This is a genomic window from Microbacterium barkeri, assembly GCF_027921765.1.
GTDB lineage: Bacteria > Actinomycetota > Actinomycetes > Actinomycetales > Microbacteriaceae > Microbacterium > Microbacterium barkeri.
Map to the genome: position 1 here is coordinate 234,812 of NZ_BSEJ01000003.1, position 19,274 is coordinate 254,085.

General features: G+C 72.1%; 18 protein-coding genes. 11 read left to right on the top strand and 7 right to left on the bottom strand.

From position 1 onward, the window contains the following. Positions 1-57 precede the first annotated feature (57 nt). On the top strand, positions 58-1,434 hold the full coding sequence (locus PKE79_RS05485) for an ATP-dependent DNA helicase (protein WP_271172660.1): 1,377 nt from the start codon (positions 58-60) through the stop codon (positions 1,432-1,434). Positions 1,435-1,525: 91 nt separating this feature from the next. After that, positions 1,526-2,791 carry a serine hydrolase domain-containing protein gene (locus tag PKE79_RS05490; protein ID WP_271172661.1) on the top strand — a complete coding sequence of 422 codons (1,266 nt, stop codon included), beginning with the start codon at positions 1,526-1,528 and terminating at the stop codon, positions 2,789-2,791. Positions 2,792-2,803: 12 nt separating this feature from the next. On the opposite strand, the gene PKE79_RS05495 is transcribed toward PKE79_RS05490, so the two are convergent. Together PKE79_RS05495 and PKE79_RS05500 are read right to left on the bottom strand one after the other, a co-directional pair. Then, positions 2,804-3,868: an FUSC family protein gene (locus tag PKE79_RS05495; protein ID WP_271172662.1), complete on the bottom strand. Its 1,065-nt coding sequence runs from the start codon at positions 3,866-3,868 to the stop codon at positions 2,804-2,806. A gap of 22 nt (positions 3,869-3,890) precedes the next feature. Beyond that, positions 3,891-5,069 (bottom strand): MFS transporter, encoded by a 1,179-nt coding sequence (locus PKE79_RS05500; protein ID WP_271172663.1) that lies wholly within the window; start codon positions 5,067-5,069, stop codon positions 3,891-3,893. 110 nt (positions 5,070-5,179) lie between these two features. On the opposite strand from PKE79_RS05500, the gene PKE79_RS05505 reads away from it, so the two are divergent. Then, positions 5,180-5,629 (top strand): MarR family winged helix-turn-helix transcriptional regulator, encoded by a 450-nt coding sequence (locus tag PKE79_RS05505; RefSeq protein ID WP_271172664.1) that lies wholly within the window; start codon positions 5,180-5,182, stop codon positions 5,627-5,629. Here PKE79_RS05505 and PKE79_RS05510 read toward each other — a convergent pair. Genes PKE79_RS05510 through PKE79_RS05520 form a run of 3 tightly spaced genes read right to left on the bottom strand, consistent with a single transcriptional unit; the run spans position 5,621 to position 11,170 of the window. Next, on the bottom strand, positions 5,621-8,953 hold the full coding sequence (locus tag PKE79_RS05510; protein WP_271172665.1) for an ATP-binding protein: 3,333 nt from the start codon (positions 8,951-8,953) through the stop codon (positions 5,621-5,623). The two genes, PKE79_RS05505 and PKE79_RS05510, sit on opposite strands and share 9 nt — an antisense overlap. After that, on the bottom strand, positions 8,950-9,696 hold the full coding sequence (locus tag PKE79_RS05515) for a DUF4194 domain-containing protein (RefSeq protein ID WP_271172666.1): 747 nt from the start codon (positions 9,694-9,696) through the stop codon (positions 8,950-8,952). The genes PKE79_RS05510 and PKE79_RS05515 overlap by 4 nt, the downstream gene beginning before the upstream one ends. Then, positions 9,683-11,170, bottom strand: a complete 1,488-nt coding sequence (locus PKE79_RS05520; RefSeq protein ID WP_271172667.1) for a DUF3375 family protein — start codon at positions 11,168-11,170, stop codon at positions 9,683-9,685. The genes PKE79_RS05515 and PKE79_RS05520 overlap by 14 nt, the downstream gene beginning before the upstream one ends. A gap of 206 nt (positions 11,171-11,376) precedes the next feature. On the opposite strand from PKE79_RS05520, the gene PKE79_RS05525 reads away from it, so the two are divergent. Continuing rightward, positions 11,377-11,616 (top strand): hypothetical protein, encoded by a 240-nt coding sequence (locus tag PKE79_RS05525; RefSeq protein ID WP_271172668.1) that lies wholly within the window; start codon positions 11,377-11,379, stop codon positions 11,614-11,616. On the opposite strand, the gene PKE79_RS05530 is transcribed toward PKE79_RS05525, so the two are convergent. Beyond that, complete coding sequence (locus PKE79_RS05530; protein ID WP_271172669.1) at positions 11,588-12,877, bottom strand: MFS transporter; 1,290 nt, start codon at positions 12,875-12,877, stop codon at positions 11,588-11,590. The two genes, PKE79_RS05525 and PKE79_RS05530, sit on opposite strands and share 29 nt — an antisense overlap. A gap of 163 nt (positions 12,878-13,040) precedes the next feature. Between PKE79_RS05530 and PKE79_RS05535 the strand changes: the two genes are divergently transcribed. Then, entirely contained in the window at positions 13,041-14,123 is a 1,083-nt protein-coding gene (locus PKE79_RS05535) for a carboxylate-amine ligase (protein WP_271172670.1), read from the top strand. A gap of 6 nt (positions 14,124-14,129) precedes the next feature. On the opposite strand, the gene PKE79_RS05540 is transcribed toward PKE79_RS05535, so the two are convergent. Further along, positions 14,130-14,375, bottom strand: a complete 246-nt coding sequence (locus PKE79_RS05540; RefSeq protein ID WP_271172671.1) for a hypothetical protein — start codon at positions 14,373-14,375, stop codon at positions 14,130-14,132. Positions 14,376-14,606: 231 nt separating this feature from the next. On the opposite strand from PKE79_RS05540, the gene PKE79_RS05545 reads away from it, so the two are divergent. The 6 genes from PKE79_RS05545 to PKE79_RS05570 all read left to right on the top strand — a co-directional run. After that, positions 14,607-15,863, top strand: coding sequence for a cytochrome P450 (locus tag PKE79_RS05545; protein ID WP_271172672.1), 1,257 nt, complete (start codon positions 14,607-14,609; stop codon positions 15,861-15,863). After that, the gene (locus tag PKE79_RS05550; RefSeq protein WP_271172673.1) at positions 15,860-16,291 is read left to right on the top strand and encodes a DUF6098 family protein; all 432 of its coding nucleotides are present in this window, start codon (positions 15,860-15,862) and stop codon (positions 16,289-16,291) included. Before PKE79_RS05545 ends, PKE79_RS05550 begins: the two co-directional genes overlap by 4 nt. Further along, positions 16,288-17,931 carry a RecQ family ATP-dependent DNA helicase gene (locus PKE79_RS05555; protein ID WP_271172674.1) on the top strand — a complete coding sequence of 548 codons (1,644 nt, stop codon included), beginning with the start codon at positions 16,288-16,290 and terminating at the stop codon, positions 17,929-17,931. Before PKE79_RS05550 ends, PKE79_RS05555 begins: the two co-directional genes overlap by 4 nt. Positions 17,932-18,023: 92 nt before the next feature. Next, complete coding sequence (locus PKE79_RS05560) at positions 18,024-18,470, top strand: SRPBCC family protein (RefSeq protein WP_271172675.1); 447 nt, start codon at positions 18,024-18,026, stop codon at positions 18,468-18,470. Positions 18,471-18,500: 30 nt separating this feature from the next. After that, a complete protein-coding gene (locus tag PKE79_RS05565) occupies positions 18,501-18,815 on the top strand; it encodes a DUF7882 family protein (RefSeq protein ID WP_271172676.1) in 315 nt (104 codons plus the stop codon). Between the two features lie 180 nt (positions 18,816-18,995). After that, positions 18,996-19,274: hypothetical protein (locus PKE79_RS05570; RefSeq protein ID WP_271172677.1), on the top strand; the 279-nt coding region annotated here is incomplete at its 3' end.

Sequence of the window (19,274 nt, forward strand, 5' to 3'; positions counted from 1 at the left end):
TGCGAACGGCTGTGGAGTGCCGGAACCGGGCCGCGTTCACCTCTCTACGATGGAAGGGTGACCGCACCTGCTCTGTCGGCGGAGCAGGAAGCCCTGTTCCGCCTCATCGAGGACACGCGCGAGCATGTCTTCATCACGGGGCGCGCGGGCACGGGCAAGTCGACCCTGCTGCGCCACCTGACGTGGCACACGAGCAAGCAGATCGCGATCTGCGCGCCCACGGGCGTCGCGGCGCTCAACGTCGAGGGCCAGACCATCCACTCGCTCTTCAAGCTCCCGATCGGGCTCATCGCCGACCAGGATCTCGAGCAGAGCGACGCGACCCGCAAGCTGCTCAACGCGATCGACACGCTCGTGATCGACGAGATCTCGATGGTCAACGCCGACCTCATGGATGCCATCGACCGGTCGCTCCGCCAGGCGCGCGGCCGACGCCGCGAGCCGTTCGGCGGCGTGCAGGTGGTCATGTTCGGCGACCCCTACCAGCTCGCCCCCGTCCCGCCCCGCGGCGACGAGGCGCGCTACATCGCCGATCACTACCGCTCGTTCTGGTTCTTCGACGCCCACGTGTGGGCCGGTGCCGAGCCGGGCGGCGACGGGCTCATCGACCTGGGGCGCCACGGCGCGGATCTGCACATCCGCGAGCTCACCCACATCCACCGTCAGTCCGACGACGGGTTCAAGGCGATGCTGAACGCGGTCCGGTACGGGCGCGTCACCGCCGACATCGCCGAGAAGCTCAACCGCGCGGGCGCGCGCACTCCGCCCTCCGACCCCTCCGATCCCGTGATCACGCTCGCGACGCGCAACGACCGCGTGAACGCGATCAACGCGAAGCACCTCGCCGCCCTGGCCGGGAGAGAGCAGACCGCGGTCGCCGAGATCAGCGGCGACTTCGGCCGCGGCGACGTGTACCCGGCTGACGAGCAGCTCAAGCTCAAGGTCGGCGCGCAGGTGATGTTCCTCCGCAACGACGTGTCGGGCCCCGACGGGCCGCGCTGGGTGAACGGCACGATCGGCATCGTCACCCGCATCATGGGCGACTCCGTGCGCGTCGAGGTCGACGGCGAGGAGTTCGACGTCGAGCCGACCGTGTGGGAGAAGCACCGCTACTCGTACGACGCGGCGTCGAAGAAGCTCAGCCGCGACGTGGTCGCCGAGTTCACGCAGTTCCCGCTCCGCCTCGCGTGGGCCGTCACGATCCACAAGTCGCAGGGGAAGACCTACGACCGCGCGATCGTCGATCTCGGCTCGGGCGCCTTCGCCCCCGGGCAGACGTACGTCGCCCTCTCGCGCCTCACGTCGCTCGACGGCCTGTACCTCACCCGTCCGCTGCGGCCATCCGACATCCGCGTCGACGAGGACGTCCGCCGGTTCATGCGGGCCGCGTGGGAGCGCGACGCGGCGGGCATGCGCTCGGCGGCGACGGGCTGAGCGCCGCGGAACGTCACGGTTCTGCATCCTCGCCGGGATCCCGGGCAAGGGTCGCCTAAACTCGACCTCGGAGCAACTGGGGGGTTGTGGAATGCGGAAATCCACTGTGCGCGCGCGGATGGCGCGCGCCTCGGCGGTCCTCGCGGGACTCGCGGCGATCGCGCTCGCGGCGTCCGGCTGCACGGCGAGCGCTGCGGCTGCCGGATCGGAGGTGCCGATCGCCTCGTCGGAGCTTCCGAAGAAGACCGTCGAGCAGCTCGAGGCGGCGGTGGACCACGCGATGCAGGGTGCCGGAGCATCGGGCGCCCTCGTCTCGGTCTGGATCCCGTGGGCCGGGGCCTGGGTCGAGGGCATCGGCACGACCGGCCCCGACTCGGACGAGCCCGTCACGACCGACATGCGCTTCCGCGTCGGCGAGGTCACCCGGGCGATGACGTGCGACGTGCTCTACCGGGTCGCCGACGAGGGCGTCGTCGCCCTCGACGACCCCGTGAGCGAGTGGGTGTCGAGCGTTCCCAATCTCTCCGACATCACCCTCCAGCAGCTCTGCGACGGCACGTCGGGCCTCGGCGACGGCCGCGACCGCCTCTCCCCGCAGTTCACGGCCACGCCGAAGCGCGAGTGGAACCCGCGTGAGCTCGCCGCGACCGGCATCGCCGAGCGCGGGCGCGTGGGCGCTGAGGTCCGCGACTCGGACGCTGGGTACATCCTCCTCGGCATGGCCCTCGAGCACGCCACCCGCGAGAGCATGCACACGCTGTTCGAGGAGTACCTCGCCGAGCCGCTCGACCTGACCGCGACCGAGCTCCCCAAGGACGCGGCCGCCGAGCCGGGGGAGCCGGCATTGCGCGGCTGGATCTCGGACGGCGCGGATCGCGAGGCCGGCTGCGTCGCGCCGACGGAGTACACGACGAGCTCGTCGAGCATCGGCTTCACCGACTCGGGCGCGACGAGCACGATCGGCGATCTCGCCCGCTTCGGGCAGTCGCTCGCGCTCGCGTCGATCGACGATGAGGGCGAGCGCACGGAGCGCTGGTCGAAGGCGCTGCCCTACGAGGGCGACGACTACGTCAGCGGCGCGTACATCGCGGGCAGCCTCGTCGGCCAGAAGGGCGCGGCGCTCGGGTACCTGACGAGCGTGTACGCCGACCCGCAGACGGGCATGACCGTCGCCGTCGCGCTCAACAACTCGGCCGCCGGCGCGGATCTCGTGGGCGCGCTCGCGAAGGAGCTCGCGGCGATCGCGTCGAAGGCGCCGGCCGCGGACGGCCAGGAGCAGCCCGAGTTCGGCCTCCCGTGGACCGCGGAGGACTTCCACGCCGTCGTCGCCGAGAAGGCGGTCTGCCCGATCGACTGACGTCGACGGCGCCTACTCCGCGTCGCCGCGCTGCCGGCGCTCGCGGGTGATCAGCGTGATGGCCATCGCGACGGCGACGCCGAGCACGGTCTCGATCGCGCGGTCCGCCATGAGCTGCGCCACCGGCAGCGGATGGCCGAGCTGCACCATGCACAGCGCGAGCGGTGTGATGAAGAGCAGCGCGACCGTGTAGTTCCGGCCGATGAACAGCTCGGCGCCGAGCTGCATCACCGCGATGATGAGGATGAGGGCGAGCGGCGGCGGCGCGAAGGCCAGCACGGCCCACGTGATGAGCACGCCGACGAGGGTTCCGACGACGCGCTGCGTGCCGCGGAGGAGGCGCGCGGATGCCGTCGGCGCCGCCATCGGGACGACGACCGAGACGATCGCCCAGTACGGATGGCCGATGCCGATCGCGGTCGCGACGGAGCCCGCGAGCACGACGCCGAGGCCGTACCGGACGAGGTAGTGCCGCAGCGGCCACTCGGGGCCGTCGCCAGGCAGGGTGCCGGGGTCCGCGGGGCGGCGCGGCCAGGTCTGCGCGACGCGCGCGATGTGGCGCCGCCAGAGGTGGCGACCGAGCGAGGTCAGATAGGTGAGCGCGAGGCTCAGCGCGAGGGCGGCGGCCGACACGAGCGCGGCGGGCACGAGGTCGGCGACGGTGCGGGCGGTCGAGGCGCACGCGCCGAGCGCGAAGACGTGGAAGAGCACGCCGGGCGGGTGCCAGTTGCGTCGGTGCGAGACGACCGCGATCCCGGTCGCGAACACGGCCGCGACCGGGATGAGCAGCCACTCCCGTCCGGGCGAGAGCGCCACCGCGACGCCGAGGAGGATCGCGAGGATGAGCGTCAGCCCCGCCTCCGCCTGCGACCGCAGCCGCTCCGGGAGGGGGAGGGTCCGGCCGAAGATCGACGACAGCGCGCCGAACGACGCGTACATCGCCCAGTCGAGCCGGTCGGCTCCCCAGAGCACGAGGAGCGGCAGCAGCACGGACAGCGCCGCCCGGATGGCCACGGTCCACTCCCCGCGCGCCGGCTGGATGCGGAAGAGGTCGCGCAGGAAGGAGGGAGGAGCCATCCCCTCTATTCTCCTCCTGCGGTCAGGCCGCGACCGCGACCGCGTCGGCGGCGACCCGGGTGCGCGCCATCCCGGCTGCCACGGCGAGCACGGCCAGGGCGGCGGCGGTCATCGCGGCGCCGACCCAGATCGGCGCGGTGTAGCCGAGGCCCGCGGTGATCGCGACGCCTCCGGCCCACGCGCCGAGCGCGTTGCCGACGTTGAACGCGCCGATGTTCGCGCCCGAGGCGAGCGTCGGAGCCTGGCCGGCATACGCCATGATGCGGCTCTGGAGGCCCGGGACGGTGCCGAAGCCGAAGCCGCCCATGAGGAAGAGGGCGACGACGGTCGCGATCTGCGATCCGGCGAGCAGGGCGAAGAGCGCGAGCACGACGACGAGCGCCGCGGTGAAGACGATGAGCGTCCGGTCGATCGCGCGGTCGGCGAGCCGCCCGCCGACGCCGTTGCCGAGCACGAGGCCGGCCCCGAACACCACGAGCAGCCAGGGCACGGCGCCTGCCGCGAAGCCGCTGACCTCGGTGAGCGTGTACGCGATGTACGTGAAGGCGCCGAACATGCCGCCGAACGCGAGGACCGTGACGACGAGCGAGAGCCAGACCTGGGACGAGCGGAACGCACGCAGCTCGCGGTGCAGGCTCACGCGCTCCTCGGGAGCGGGGATGGCCGGGACGAGGGCCGCGACGCCTGCGAGCGCGATGAGGCCGATCGCGGAGATCGCCCAGAACGTGGAGCGCCAGCCGAGCTCCTGGCCGAGGAACGTGCCGAACGGCACGCCCAGCACGTTCGCGGCCGTGAGGCCCGTGAACATGATGGCGATCGCGCCGGCCTTCTTCTCGGGCGCGACCAGGCCCGCGGCGACGACCGAGCCGATGCCGAAGAACGCGCCGTGACAGAGCGCGGCGAGGACGCGCCCGGCCATGGCGGTGGCGTAGTCGGGTGCGAGCGCGGTGAGCGCGTTGCCGAGGATGAAGAGGACGACGAGGCTGAGGAGCACGGCCTTGCGGGGCAGTCGGATGGTCGCGGCCGTGAGGAGGAGGGCGCCGACCACGACGCTGAGCGCGTAGCCCGAGATGAGCCATCCGGCGGCCGCCTCCGAGACGGCGAAGTCGCGCGCCACCTCGGGCAGCAGGCCCATGATGACGAATTCCGTGAGTCCGATGCCGAAGGCGCCGATGGCGAGGGCGATCAGTCCGAGGGGCATGAAGGGGTCTCCTGGTATGCTCGGTTTACTTGCACGCGCGGGATTTTGCGGCGGCCCGAGAAATACTGCCACACGCGGATACAACGCGCAAGCAACTATCTGGAGGAGACATGGGAATCGCCGACGACGCGGTCGAGGTGCGCGCGCAGGGATGGCGCACGCTCGCGGCCCTGCATGGCCTCATCGAGACCGCCCTCGAGCGCGCGCTCGCGACATCCGTCGAGCTCTCGGTCGTCGAGTACACGGTGCTCGACGCGCTGAGCCGTCAGGACGGATGGCACATGCGGATGCAGCAGCTCGCGGGCGCCGCCGCCCTGAGCGCGAGCGCGACGACGCGGCTCGTGAACCGGCTCGAGGACCGCGGGCTGCTCACGCGCGTCCTCTGCGCGGACGACCGCCGCGGCATCTACACCGAGCTCACGCCCGCCGGGCGCGATCTCTTCCAGCGGGCGCGCCCCATCCACGACGAGACGCTCGAGCGCGTGCTGGACGAGGCCGCTGCACGACCCGAGCTCGCTCCGGTCGTGCACGCGCTGCAGGCTGCGCCCGTCTCAGCGTAGGGCGACGTCGCGGAACGCCGTGATGAACGAGTAGCCGGCGTCGTTCTTCGTGACCGAGAGATTGAGCCCCATGTGCGGCTCGAGCGTCGTCACCTTGTCGAGCGGCGCCACCACGATGATCTGGAAGCCAAGGCCGAGCCACGCGCGGATCGCGCGCCCCGTGAACGCGCTGTCGGCCTTGACGAATCCCTCGTCGAGGAAGACCGGCGCGAACCGCGGCCACGAGCGCGTCTGATCGCCGAGCTGGTACCGCAGGGCGGCGCCCACGATGAACGCCACGAGCTCCTGCGACTCGCCGCCCGACTTGTCGCCGAGGGTCGAGTAGGTGCTCACCTCGCGGCCTTCGGGATCGATGCGGCTCGCCGTGATCTCGATGTGGCGGCGCACGTCGAGCACCTCGTCGCGGCGCGGGTTGACGCCCGACTCGGGGAGGTCGATGAGGTCGATGAACTCCTGCAGACGCGCGAAGCGCCGGTCGGCCTCCTCCGCGGTCCACTCGCCCGTGACATCCGCGGAGAGCTCCCTCAGCTGCGTCTTGATCGACTCGATGCGCTCGGGGTGCAGATGGCGCATGTCGATGCGGAGCCGGTCGGTCTCCGATGCGAACGGCAGATCGCGGAGGATGTCGTTGACCGGCTCGAGGCGCTCCTCGATGCTCAGCAGGGCGTGGCCGAACGAGTCGCTCAGCATCTTGAGGTCCATCGTGCTGACCTCCTGCAGGTGACGCCGGAACTCGAGCCGGTGCTGCGAGAGGCCGTGGTGCGTGATCTCCTCGTAGATCGCGGCGAACTCGTCGTACGCGTCGACGGTCGTGCCGCGGTTCGGATCCGGCCACCTCTCGTTGTAGGCGGCGAAGATGCGCTCGAGCGACGCCGCGGCCGAGTCGAGCGTGGCGTGCGCGCGGCGGACGTCCAGCTGCAGCTCGTCGGCGAGCCGGGGGACGGCCTTCGCGAACCGATCGTGCGTCGCGTCGGGCTCGATGCGGCGGAACTCCCGGTCGAGGTGCGCCGCGTCCTCGTCGGTCAGGACGATGTCGGGGCGCTCGGCCAGGCGGTCGCGCTCGGTCGCGACGGCATCCTGCCGGTCGACGATCGCGCCCCACGTGCGCTCGAGGTCCTCGAGCGCAGCCGCGCGGCGGTAGCGCTCCTCGCGCGCCGACTCGAGGCGCTCCGCCGCATCGCGCAGCCGCTCCTCGAGCTCGACGAGAAGGTCCGACCGGTCGAGGATGGCCTCGCGCTGCGCCTCGAGCTCGGCGACCTCCTTCTCGACGGAGGCGACGTCGATCGACGCCCACTCGACGTCCTGCACGCGGCGGTACGCCTCGGCGAGGCGCTGCACCTCGTCGGCCTCGCGCTCCTGCGCGGCTCGGGCCTCCTCGTGCGCGGCGATGCGGGCGGTCGTCTCGGCGATCTCCGCCTCGATCTCCTGCCGGCGCGCGGCGTTCGAGAAGCCGAGGATCGAGCGCTCGCGCGGATCGCGGCCGTGCGCACCGCGTCGGCCGTGCGACGTCTGGCCGTTGACGGTGACCTTGGGCTCGTCGCCGCCGAGCTCGGCGGGCGAGTCCACGCAGAGGTGGTCGCCCGCGACGACGCGCCGCTTGACCCACGCCGTGAACGGCGAGTCCCGGAAGACGAGGCGCCCCGAGATGTACCGCGGGTCCGACGGGGTCTCGGCGTCCTCCGACAGGTCGACGCCGTCGAAGCGGATGCGCCGCGTGAGCTTCATCGACTCGATGGCCTCGCGGATCTGCCGCTGCCGCCGCGCGTCCATGAGCATCGTCATGCCGATGCCCGACAGGGTGACCTCGGCAGCCGTGCGCCACGGCTCGTGGTCGGGGTGCACGTCCATGAGCTCGGCGGCGAAGGGCAGGTCGGATGGCTCGAGCCCGCATGCGCGGGCGATCTCGCGCCGGGTGCGGTCGTAGGCGTCGGGGATGAGGCTGTCGCGCCCCGCGAGCGATTCGAGCTCTGCGGCGTCGCCGCGCCGGCGGCGGGTCAGGTCGCCGATCGCGAGGACCTCCTCGTCGCGACGGCGCTTGAGCTCGGCGAGTCGGTCGTCGACGCCCTCGAGGAACGTCGCTGCGGCATCCTGCACGGCGCGCAGCGCGCTCTCGGTGGGGAACTCCGCGCCGAGCGTGCGCACGCGCTCCTGCAGGGTGCGCCGGGCGTCGGCGATCCGGGCCGCTCGGGCCCGCGCCTCCGCGACCCGCGCGTCGAGCCGGGCGAGCAGGTCGCCGCCGTTCTGCGCCCGCTGCTCCTTGATCTCCTCGACCTCGACCGCGAGCGCGGTCTCGGCCGAGAGGGCCAGCGTGAGCGCCTCCTTCTCGGCGTCGCGCGCGGCCTTGTTCGCCTCCTCGGCCTCGCCGAGCAGGCGGTACTCCGTCGTGAGGCACCACAGCCGGAAGGGCGTCGCGTCGTCGCCGCGCGTGAGACCGTAGCGGTCGAGGCGCGCGACGCGGTCGCGTGCGCTCTCGTAGTCGTCGTGCAGGTGCGCGATCTCGGCGAGCATCCGCTCCTTGGCCTCGTCGGTCGCGAGGCTCTCGTGACTCTGCTTGAGCGCCTGGAACTGCGCGAGCACGGCGTCGGCGGCCGCGTACGTCGGCGGCTCCTCGAGCACCATCTCCTTGTAGAGCCGGTCGACGGTGCGCACCTGGTGGCCGGCCTGGATGCGCGACAGGAGGCGCAGGGCGTTGTCGCTGTTGCCGCCCTCGCCGATGCCGAGCCGGGCGGCGACCGCGGAGAGGAAGTCCTGGGTCGTCTCGTAGGAGCGCAGCCCCGTGAACCGGGCCCGCAGCGCGCGCGGATCGAACCGGCCGTTCGCGAAGTCGGCGAGATCGGGCAGATGGAAGTCGCCCTCGACGGTGAGCTGGCGCGTGCGCACCTCGGTGCTGCGCTGGGCGCCCGCGGGCGCGAAGTACGTGCGCAGGGCCGTGTACCGCCGGCCGGAGCCGTCGACGAACGTCATCGAGATCGCGCCCCACGCGCTCGTGCCGTCGCCGCGGAGCACGCGCTCGACATCGCGGACGGTGTCGCGCTTGCCGCGCAGGTACGTCAGCACGTTGCGCTGGTCGGCACCGCGGGCCCGGCCGACCGTCGCGTCGTTCGAGGCGCCGTTGAACGGCACGGTCGACGGCATCATGAGCGCGATGTACGCGTCGAGGAGCGTGCTCTTGCCCGTGCCGGAGCCGCCCGAGATGAGGGTCGCCTCGCGGTCGAAGTCCACGCGGTGGTGGCCGTGGAAGCCGCCCCAGTTCAGCACCTGGAGGTGGCTCGCGCGCCACTGGGCGGTCTCGTCGTCGTACCCGGCGATGAGCAGATCCGTCACGCGGCGTCCTCCTCGTCGTCCTCGTCCTGCGGTGCGTCCTCCGGCTCATCCGCCGCCGGCTCGATCCGCCGCCGCAGGGCGTTCTCGGGGCGGTTCTGCTCGGCCAGCCACTCCTGGATGACCCGGAGCCGGTCGATCGGCAGGAGCGTCTCGATCACGGGCGAGATGAGGAAGCGGTCGTCGCCGTCGGCCTTCACGAGGATGCCGGCCTTGACGAGCGAGTCGACGGCGGCGCCCGCCTTCTTCTCGTCGCCCGAGCGGTCGGTCGCGTGCGCCGGGCGGAACTGCGCCACCGCGGCGAGGCAGTCGTCGCGGTCGATGTGGGCGTGCGGGCGCCCGCTGCCGCGCTCGGCGAGGTGCCGCTGGCGCAGGTGCGCGAGGAGGACGGTCTCCTCGCGGGTGTAGGCGGAGTCGCGCAGGAGCGGGGGGACGTAGCCCGACGCGTCGGAGCGGATCTGCACCTTGTAGGCGACGCCGCGGTCGCGGTCGATCACGAGGTCGAGGAACAGGTCGTTGAGGCGGCTCTTGATGAGGCGCGCGTCGCGCAGGAGGACGGGCCACTCCTCGCGCTCGTCGGTGATGATCTGGTGCTTGAGCATCACGACGAGGCAGCGGCGCTGCTCGAGCGTGAGCATGCCGTCGTCGCCGTCGAAGAGCGACAGGGCGGTGTCGTCGGGCGCGTTCTCGATCGCGTCGGGCGTCGTGAAGGCGTCGTCGGCGAAGGCGTCGTCAGGCGTCGTCATCGTCGTCTCCTGTCAGGTCGGTCGGCGGCTGCAGGCGGGGGAGCGCGAGCGCGCGCTCTGTGCCGTCGGGGCGGACGGTGCGGACGACGCCCCCGTCATCGGCGATCCCGCCGGGAAGGCCGTCCCGGGCGGCGAGGTAGGCGAGGCCGAAGACCTCGACGGGGCGGCGCAGGTCGTCCGGGAGGGCGTTGAACGCCGCCGAGAGGGTGGTCGCGCCGTCGGCGGCCGCGGCGTCGAGGCCTCGGCGCACCTCGTCGAGCAGCGGGCCGCCCTGACGCCGGACGTCGTCGAGCGACGGCGGCGCCGGCGCGAGGTCGGAGACGTCCTCGAGCGCGGGAGCGGGCTTCTCCCGACTCGGATCGTAGAAGCGCGTGCGGAGGTGCTCGATATCGAGGCGCGACGGCATCCACGGCAGCGGGACGGTGTCGCGGGCGCGGGCGGTCTCCATCCACACCGCGAGCTCCTGCTCGACGCGGCGCAGCGTGCGAGTGACCTCGCGCTCCTGCAGGGAGTCGTACGCCGCGAGGTACTCGGCGAGCGACTGCGACGCGCGCTGCTGGCGGGTCTGCACGTCGCGGAGACCGCGGCGCAGCAGCGCGTCGGCGTTGACGAACGCCGCGCGCTCGTCGGGCGACAGATCGCGCGCGAACGGATGGCTCATGATCGCGCGGAGGTCTTCGCGGAACTCGGCGAGCAGGTCCTCATCGCTCAGCACGGTGAGGGCTCCCTGGAACGCGCGGCCCTCGCGGGTCTGCGACGCGAGGCGGGTGCTCGAGGCGAGGTACTCGCCGAGCACCTCGCCCTTGGGGCGCTCCTCGGCGCGGAAGTCGCGCACCATCTGGTCGTGGATGGCGTCGAGCGCCTCCTCGACGCGGCGGAAGTCGCCGGGGAGCTGACCGAGGAGGTCGACGAGATCCGTGTAGCCCCCGAGCATCCGCTCGTCGTCGGCGATCTCGACCTCGCCGCCCGCCGCGATGCGGTCGCGCTCGGCCGTGAGCCGCGCGATCTCGGCGTCGAGCACGGCCATCCGCGTCGTCTCGTCGGGGTTCGCCTCGGTCGCCCAGCGGCGGACCGCGTCGAGGATGGTCGTGAGCCGCGACTCGCTGAGCAGAGCGCGCTCGCGCGAGAGCTCGCTGTGCATCCGCATCGCGGCGAGGGCGTGCGACGTGAGCTCGTAGGCCTCGCCGCCGTCGTCGAGCGGGACGCGCCGCAGCCACTGGCTGCGCATCCACGACAGGCACAGCGCGCGCCCCTCCTCCTGCGCGGGGACCTCGAAGCCCGCATCGCGCAGCTCGTGCAGGTACGTGTCGACCTGCACGTGCAGGCGCTCGGCGCGGACCTGCTTGATCTCCTGCGAGAACGAGGCCCGGAAGATCGCGAGGATGAGCGGTGCCCAGCGGCTGCGGACGAGGCTGAGCGCCGCGCCCTCGCGCGCCTCGGTGAGGCGTGCGACGTCCCTGGGGACTCCGCTCACTCGGGCCGCTCCGTTCTGCGCTTCGGGGGTTCTCGCCGCACGGCGGCGGCAACCCTCGATTCTCTCACGGAGGCCGGGATGGTCCGGATGCCGGGTGCGCGGCGGATGTCCCTCTCGAGGATGACGCGGTTCGGCCTCCGGGGTGATCCCCTCGCGGTTGCCGCCCGCGAGAGTGGGATCACCGTCGTTCGAAGAGGGAGAAGCCGATGTCCACGGTCCAGTCGGTCGGAAGCGAGGTGCTCGTGCGCGGTGCATCCGCCGCCAGCGCCGTCGTCGAGGTGCTCGTTCTCGCGGGAGTGGCGGTCTTCATGGTGGGGGTGGTCGTCGTGTCCCAGGTCGTGCAGGCCGTCGAGGCCGCCAAGGAAGCCCGCAGCCTGCGGCGGCGGCCGCGGCACCCGGTGACCGCCCCGCCCGGCCTCACGCCTCCACGCGCGCGGGCTTCGTGAAGCAGAACGCGATCGCGCCCACGAGGAGGAGCGCTGCGGAGAGATAGAAGCCCGACTCGAGCATTCCCGTCGCGTCGGCGAGGGCGCCGGTGATGTACGGCGCGAAGATCGACGACAGCATCCCGGCGAAGTTGAAGTAGCCGTACGCCCTCGAGTACATCTCCTGCGGAGTGTTCTCGGCCAGGAACGCGATGAGGATGGGGTCGAGCGCGAGCTTGCCCACGAGGCCGTAGACGACGAGCCCCGCGATCATGAGCGCGTAGTCGCCCGTGAGCGGAACGAGGATCTGGCAGAGGCCGCCCAGGAGCGCGAGGGCGATGATCAGCGGCCGTGTGTTCGACATCCGGCGGGCGAGCATGCTGAGCACGATGGCCCCGGGGATCGAGGCCCAGGGCACGAGGGAGGCGATGATCCCCGTCTGCGCGGGGGCGACGTCGCGCACCTGCTGCAGGTAGGTCGGCAGCCACGTGAGCATCGAGAAGAAGCCGTACAGCGAGCAGAAGATCAGCACGTACGTGAGCAGGTGGTTGCGCGAGAAGAGCGCGCGTCGCGCCGGCGCGTCGGGAGTTGCGACGGTGCGCGCGGCGGCGAGCTGCGCGCGGTGCTCATCGTCGATCGGCGCGAGGAAGTAGTGGATGAGCCCGGCCACCACGACCGTCGCGATGCCGAACACGAGGAAGGTGACGTGCCACGGCAGGCCCAGCGTGAAGGTCAGATAGCTCGACCCGATGAATCCGAGCGAGATGCCGACGGCCATCCCGCTGTTGATGACGGCCGCCGAGACGCCGCGCCAGCGCTTCGAGACGTAGCTCGACGAGATGCCGTAGACGGGGCTGTAGTACGTGCCCTCGCCGACGCCCGTGAACGCGCGGAACATGAGGAAGATGAGGAACGTCGACGCGAAGCCGCTCAGAATCGTGCCGATTCCGAAGAGCACGTAGCCCACGACCACGACCCGCACGCGGCCGAACCGATCGGCGATGTACCCCGTCGGGATCTGCATGAGCGCGTAGGTGAGGAAGAACACCGTCGACATCAGGCCCAACTCGGTGCGCGAGAGGCCCCACTCCTCCTGGATCACCGTCATCACGGGCGAGAGGATGTTCCGATCGGCGTACATGAAGACCCAGCCGAGTGAGAACAGGGCCGTCACAAGGAGGGGGCCCGGTCGGCGTCGGCTCGCGGGGAGCAGCCGCCTGGCGGGGGAGGGCGGTGCGGTCGGGGCGGAGATCGTGGGACGCGACTGCGTGCACGTGGTCATCTGGCTCCTCGTCGCCGGGCTCGAATGGTCGTCTCATTCGAGCGGAGCCGTGTTGCGGCCGATCCCGCGCCGTGTGAAGGCTCTGTTACGCGCCCGCTACCCGATCCGGAGCCCTTCCGGCAAGCACCTCCCATCGCGCGCGCGCACGTGCGGATACTCGAGCATGAGGACATTCGGCGTGGAGGAGGAGCTGCTGCTCGTGGACGCGACCACGGGGCGGCCGCGTCCGCTCGCGCCCGAGATCCTCGCGCAGGCGGCCGGCCGCGAGCTGGCCGGCTTCGCGCTCGAGTCGGAGATGGACCAGGAGATGCTCGAGGTCATCTCGCCCCCGTGCGCGACGGCCGACGAGCTGAGGTCGTTCGTGCTCGCGGGGCGGGAGATGGCGGATGGTCTCGCTCGCGAGCTCGATGCGCGCGCGGTCGCGCTCGCCACGTCGCCCATCCGCGGCCGGCCGCACACGAGCGTGAGCCCGCGCTACAACGCGGTGCTGGAGCGCTTCCGCGGACTCGCCGCGGCGACGCTCGAATGCGGCCTCCACGTGCACGTGTCCATCGCGGACGCCGAGGAGGGGGTGGCCATCCTCGATCGCATCCGCGCCTGGCTGCCGATCCTCCTCGCACTCAGCGCCAACTCGCCCTTCCGCGACGGCGCCGACACGGGGTACGCGAGCTACCGCCATGTCGTCTGGCACCAGTGGCCGACCGCCGGTCCGCTCGAGCTCCTGCACACGCCCGCCCGCTACGAGCAGCTCGTGCAGTCGCTCCTCGCGACGGGCGGCATCCTCGACGACGGGCAGCTCTACTTCGACGCGCGTCTGTCGCGGCACCATCCGACCGTCGAGATCCGCGTCGCCGACGTCTGCCTCGATCCCGAGGACACGATCACGATCGCCGTCCTCGTGCGCGCCCTCGTCGACACCGCGGCCGCGGCATGGCGTGCGGGCGAGCCGGCCCCCGACATCCCGACGCCGAGCATCCGCCTCGCCTCGTGGATGGCGGCACGGTGGGGCGTTCGCGGCGACCTCGTCGACCCGGGCACGGGGCGCGCGGTGCCCGCGGCGGGTGCCGTCGAGGCGCTGCTGGGTCACGTCCGCGCGGCCCTGCGCGCGAACGGCGATGCGAAGCAGGCGCAGACCGGCGCGCGGGACATCCTCGTGCGCGGCACAGGCGCCGAACGGCAGCGGGCGCGGCACGAGCTCTCCGGATCGCTTGCGGGCGTCGTGCTCGGAAGCGATCACGAGGGCTGAGCGGCGCTACCCCACGACGGTGCGCACGGCCTCGAGGAGCGTCCGGCGCACGCCGAGGTCCTCGGCGGTGTCCAGGGCGCGACCTGCGTAGCACTCCCACCCTTCGCCCGTGCAGCAGAGGTATCCGCGCACCTGGTCGCCCACGGCGACCTGATAGCAGGTCAGGGTCACCGGGATCAGCCGCGCGCCGAGCGACCGCACGGCCTCCGGCGTCGCGCTCCGGGCCTCTCGGGCATCTGAGATCACGCTCACGGTTCTCCTCCGCTCTCGACAGCGCTGTCGATCCGTCCGCTGATGTGCCGTCCAGTGTCGCGTCCGCGATCCTCCGGAGCACACGGGTTGACAACGCCTGTCGAACGTGAGGGGCGACGGCGCGCGAAGATACCTCGGCGAGGCTGCCTCGTGCCGGAGGGCGGCTGCCCCGTGCCGGAGGCGCCTGTCAACCCCGTGGGATCCGGCCCTGCGCCCTGATTACCTCGGAGCATGACCGCATCCGCCTCCGCGCCCTCGAGGCCCTCCGACGGATCCGCCGCGGACGGCGTCCCGACGCTGTGCCTCGACGCCACCCATCGCCTCGCGCGCGACGGCTACGCCTTCGGCCTCCGCGGATACCGGGACGTCGGGGCCGACGCCTTCCGCACCCGGCTCGTCGGGCGCCCCGTCGTGGTCGCCCGCGGAGCCGAGGCCGCCCACGTCTTCGGCGCCGGCGGCTTCCGACGCAGCGGCGCCATCCCGCGATCCGCGATGCACCTCCTGCAGGACGAGGGCAGCGTCCAGGCGCTCGAGGGCGAACGGCACCGCGTGCGCCGCGCGCTCCTCCTCGAGATCGCCGAGCGCGGGCGCGGGACGCTCGTGGCGCTGTTCCGCTCCGAGTGGGGCGCCGCGGTGGAGGAGGTCTCGGGGGAGCGCACGAGTCTGCTGGATGTCGCGACGACGGCGCTTGCACGCGCTGCGTTCCACTGGGTCGGGGTGATGCCGCCGCCCGTGGAGGAGCGCGCGATCACGGCCGGCCTGCGCGGCATGATCGACAGCGCGGCGAGCATCGGCCCCCGCAACTGGGCGGCACGCGCGCACCGTCGCCGGGTCGAGCGCTGGGCGGCGTCGCTCGTGTCCTCCGCCCGATCCCGCGGAGACGCCGTCTCGATCGTCGGTCGCCTCGCGCACCACGAGGAGGATGGCCGCCCGCTCGACATCGAGGTCGCCGCGGTCGAGCTGCTGAACCTCCTGCGCCCCGTCGTCGCCGTGGCCCGGTTCGTCGCGTTCGCGGGGCACGCGCTGCACGCGCATCCGGAATGGGCGGCGCGGGTCGGGACCGGCGACGCCGAGACGACGCGCTGGATGGCCGACGAGGTGCGGCGCTTCTACCCCTTCTTCCCGATGATCGGCGGGATCGCGACCGCGCCGTTCCGCCTGCGCGGCGAGGAGTTCCCGGCGGGCCAGTGCCTCCTCCTCGACCTGTACGGCACCGACCACTCACCCGAGCTCTGGGAGCGGCCGGACGTGTTCGACCCGTTCCGCTTCGCGGACGCCTCGCCGCACGCGATCGTCGCGCAAGGCGTCGGCGACGGCCCCGGAGCGCACCGATGCCCCGGGGAGCTCGCGACATCCGATCTCGTCGCCGAGGCGCTGTCGCTGCTCGTCAACAGCTCGCGATACGAGGTCCTGCCGCAGGATCTGCGCATCAGCCTGCGGCGCATCCCGGCACGGCCGGAGGGCGGGATGGCGGTGGTGTTCGCATGAGCCTGCCCGTTCTGCGCACGCTCGAGGAGCTCGCGGGCGCAATCCGCGCGGCGAGGGGCCTGCACGTGCGCTACTCCGCGGGGCCCGATGCCGATGCGTCGCGGACGAGCATCGACACCGAGAGCGGCCTCGAACTGCCTGGCCTGTCGGTGAACCCACTCGATCCGGAACCATGGTGGACGCGCCCGCTCGACGACTGGCTCGCCCGCCAGCTCTGCCAGTACCGCCACCTGGAGCAGAAGGACGCCGAGCGCTATGCGTGGGTTCTGCGCGGCCGCGAGGCCGGTCGCGGCCCCGACTGCGAGCCGCTGCTCGCCGACGTCGAACCCGTCGCGAGACTCGCCGACGCGCTGCTCGATGAGGCCGAGGAGCGGTATCGCGCCCGCTTCGACGCGGGACGCGGCCCGGCCGATGGCGACGAGGGATGAGCCGCGCCGACATCGAGCGCACCGCGCGCGAGCGCTTCGGGCTGGATCGGCTTCGCCCTGAGCAGGCGGAGGCGATCGCGGCGGCGGTCGAGGGGCGTGATGTGCTCGCGGTCTGGGCGACCGGATCGGGCAAGTCCGCGGTGTACCAGGTCGCCGGTGCGCTGCGCCCGGGGCTCGCGGTGGTCGTCTCGCCGCTCATCGCGCTGCAGGACGATCAGCTCGTCGGGCTCGGAGATGCGCCATCCGCGCCCGGTGCCGTCGCACTGAACTCCGCGCGCGGCGTGCGCGCTCAGAGAGAGGCCTGGCGTCGGATTCGCGAGGGCGACGCGGAGTACGCGCTTCTCGCACCCGAGCAGCTCGTGAAGGACGATGTCCTCGACGCGCTCGCCGCATGCGATGTCTCGCTGCTCGTCGTCGACGAGGCGCACTGCATCACATCGTGGGGGCACGACTTCCGCCCGGACTACCTCCTCCTCGGAGGGCTCGCCGATCGGCTGGGGCGCCCGCCGATCGTCGCCCTCACGGCGACCGCGTCGACGCCCGTCCGCGAGGAGATCGTTCGGCGCCTGGGAATGCGCGAGCCCGCGGTGCTCGTGGGCGACATGGATCGTCCGGAGATCTCTCTCGCCGTCCGCCGCCATCGCGACGACGCCGCCAAGCGCTCCGCCGTCGTCGACGAGGTCGCCGGTCTCCGCGGCACGGGTCTGCTGTACACCTCGACGCGGAAGGACACCGAGCGGTACGCGCACGAGCTCGCGGATCGCGGCTTGCGCGCGGCGGCCTATCACGCGGGTCTTCGCGCCGCCGAGCGCCATCGCGTGCATGAGACATTCCTCGACGGCGAGGTCGACGTCGTCGTGGCCACCTCGGCGTTCGGGATGGGCATCGACAAGGAGGACGTTCGCTTCGTCGTGCATGCCGATGCACCCGAGTCGCTCGATGCGTACTACCAGGAGGTGGGTCGCTCCGGTCGTGACGGCGCGGCAGCGCAGGCGACGCTGCACTATCGGCCCGAGGACCTCGCGCTGCGTCGGTACTTCGCGGCCCGCTCTGCCGATCCCGACGATCTGCGGGGTGTTCTCCGGGCCATCCGCGACGGACGCCGGCGCCGCGCGGAGATCGCGGATGCCGCGGGCGTCCCGGCCCGCAGGGTCTCGGCCCTGCTCACGCTCCTGTCCGACACCGGCACGGTGCGCCTCGACCGGCGAGGGGCCGCGCTCGTGCGCGGGGTGGACGACGATTCGGCGGTCGACGCCGCGCTCGCGCACGTCGAGGACCGGGAGCGCATCGACCGATCGCGCATCGAGATGCTCCGCTCGTATGCCGAGGCGCGGCGCTGCCGACGCCAGGTACTTCTCGGCTACTTCGGCCAGGAGCTCGCCGACGCGTGCGGCAACTGCGATGTGTGCGCGGAGGAGCGGGGAGAGAGGCCGGATCCGACGGACGTTGCCGTGTCTGACGCGCCGGAGGCGGCGTTCCGCGCGGACGATCGCGTGCGTCATCGCGAGTGGGGCGAGGGCACCGTCATGGAGGTCGAGGAGGATCGGATGACCGTGTTCTTCGAGACGGCGGGGTACCGGGTGCTCGCGCTCGAGCTCGTCGACGAGGGGGGTCTGCTGGACCGGGTCTCTTCGGGCTGACGGGAAGGTGGGTGCGGCATGCCCACCACGGGTCTAGGATCTGTTCACCAGGAGGGCGGCCCGACGCCCGACGTCAGCCCTGGGGAGGGAAGATGACGACCACGCAGGTTGCGCAGATCCACGTCGAGGTGCCGATCGAGGAGGCCTACCGTCACTGGGCGGCGGTCGAGTCGTTCCCGGACTACATCGACGCAATCGACTCCGTACGGCGCATCGACGAGGTGCGCTCGCGATGGTCGGCCACGATCGAAGGCGTCTCCGACGACTTCTACGTCGACATCGTCGATCAGACCCCTCCCGAGCGTCTCGCCTGGCAGAGCACCGACGGCGTCTTCCACAATGGCCGTGTCGACCTCTCTCGCGACGGCACGGGTACCCGGATCGTGCTGCGCATGGCGTGGGAGGTCGAAGGCGATGAGGGCACAGGCTCCGAGCTCGGCGACGGCCCGATGCAGCGCGACCTCGAGCGATTCAAGGCGCTCGTCGAGGGTGCGGCTGCGGCGGACGACGATGCGGAGGACGGAGCCGTCGCCTCCTGACCGGCCGCGGCGTCGCGTAGGGTCGTGCGCATGGGCGTCCTCTACTACGGTTCCGAGTCGCTGCCGATCGCGATCGAGGATCGCACCCTCGCGCACCTCAAAGTCGTGATCGTGACCAAGCTCCGCCGCCACGAGAGCTTCGCCGTCTCGTGGCGCCATCCCGAGGGCGAGCCCGCAGGCCGCAGCACGATCTGGGTGCACCCCGCCATCCCGCTCCGCTTCGAGTTCGACGAGCCCGTCGCACCCGAGCTGAACCGAGCCTGGCTCGAGGAACTGGCGACCTCGGCCAATGTCCTCGGCGGTGTCACGCTCGTCGAGGAGCACATCGCACCCGCCGTGTCGTAGTCGGGGCTCTCGGCGCGCCGCCGGGCCGCCGCGTTCCCGTCGGCACACGCCTCCGTCGCGATTCACTCGCCCGCGTCTCCGTGTGCCCTGCGTCCGCCGGTCGGGGCCTCCGCCGGTGGGCCGGTCTCAGGGTGATGCCGTGGCGAGCTGCGGTCGCGGTTCGATGCGCGTGTCCGTGCCGTGGTCGAGGTCTTCGTGGTGGGCGATGTCGTCGGCATCGAGAAGGGCTTGGGCGAGGTATTCGGGGGTTGTCCAGTAGTGGCGGAACCATTCCTGGATGTCCTGTTCGATCTCGAGGTGCAGCCGCCGCTCCCGCTCCCGCTCCTCCTGCTCGCGCTGGCGCTGTTCGCGTTCCCGCTGGTGCTGTTCGCGTTCCCGCTGGTGCTGTTCGCGCTCGCGCTCGCGTTCGCGCTGGCGCTGTTCCTGCTCGCGCTCGCGTTCGCGTTGGCGTGCGTGGCG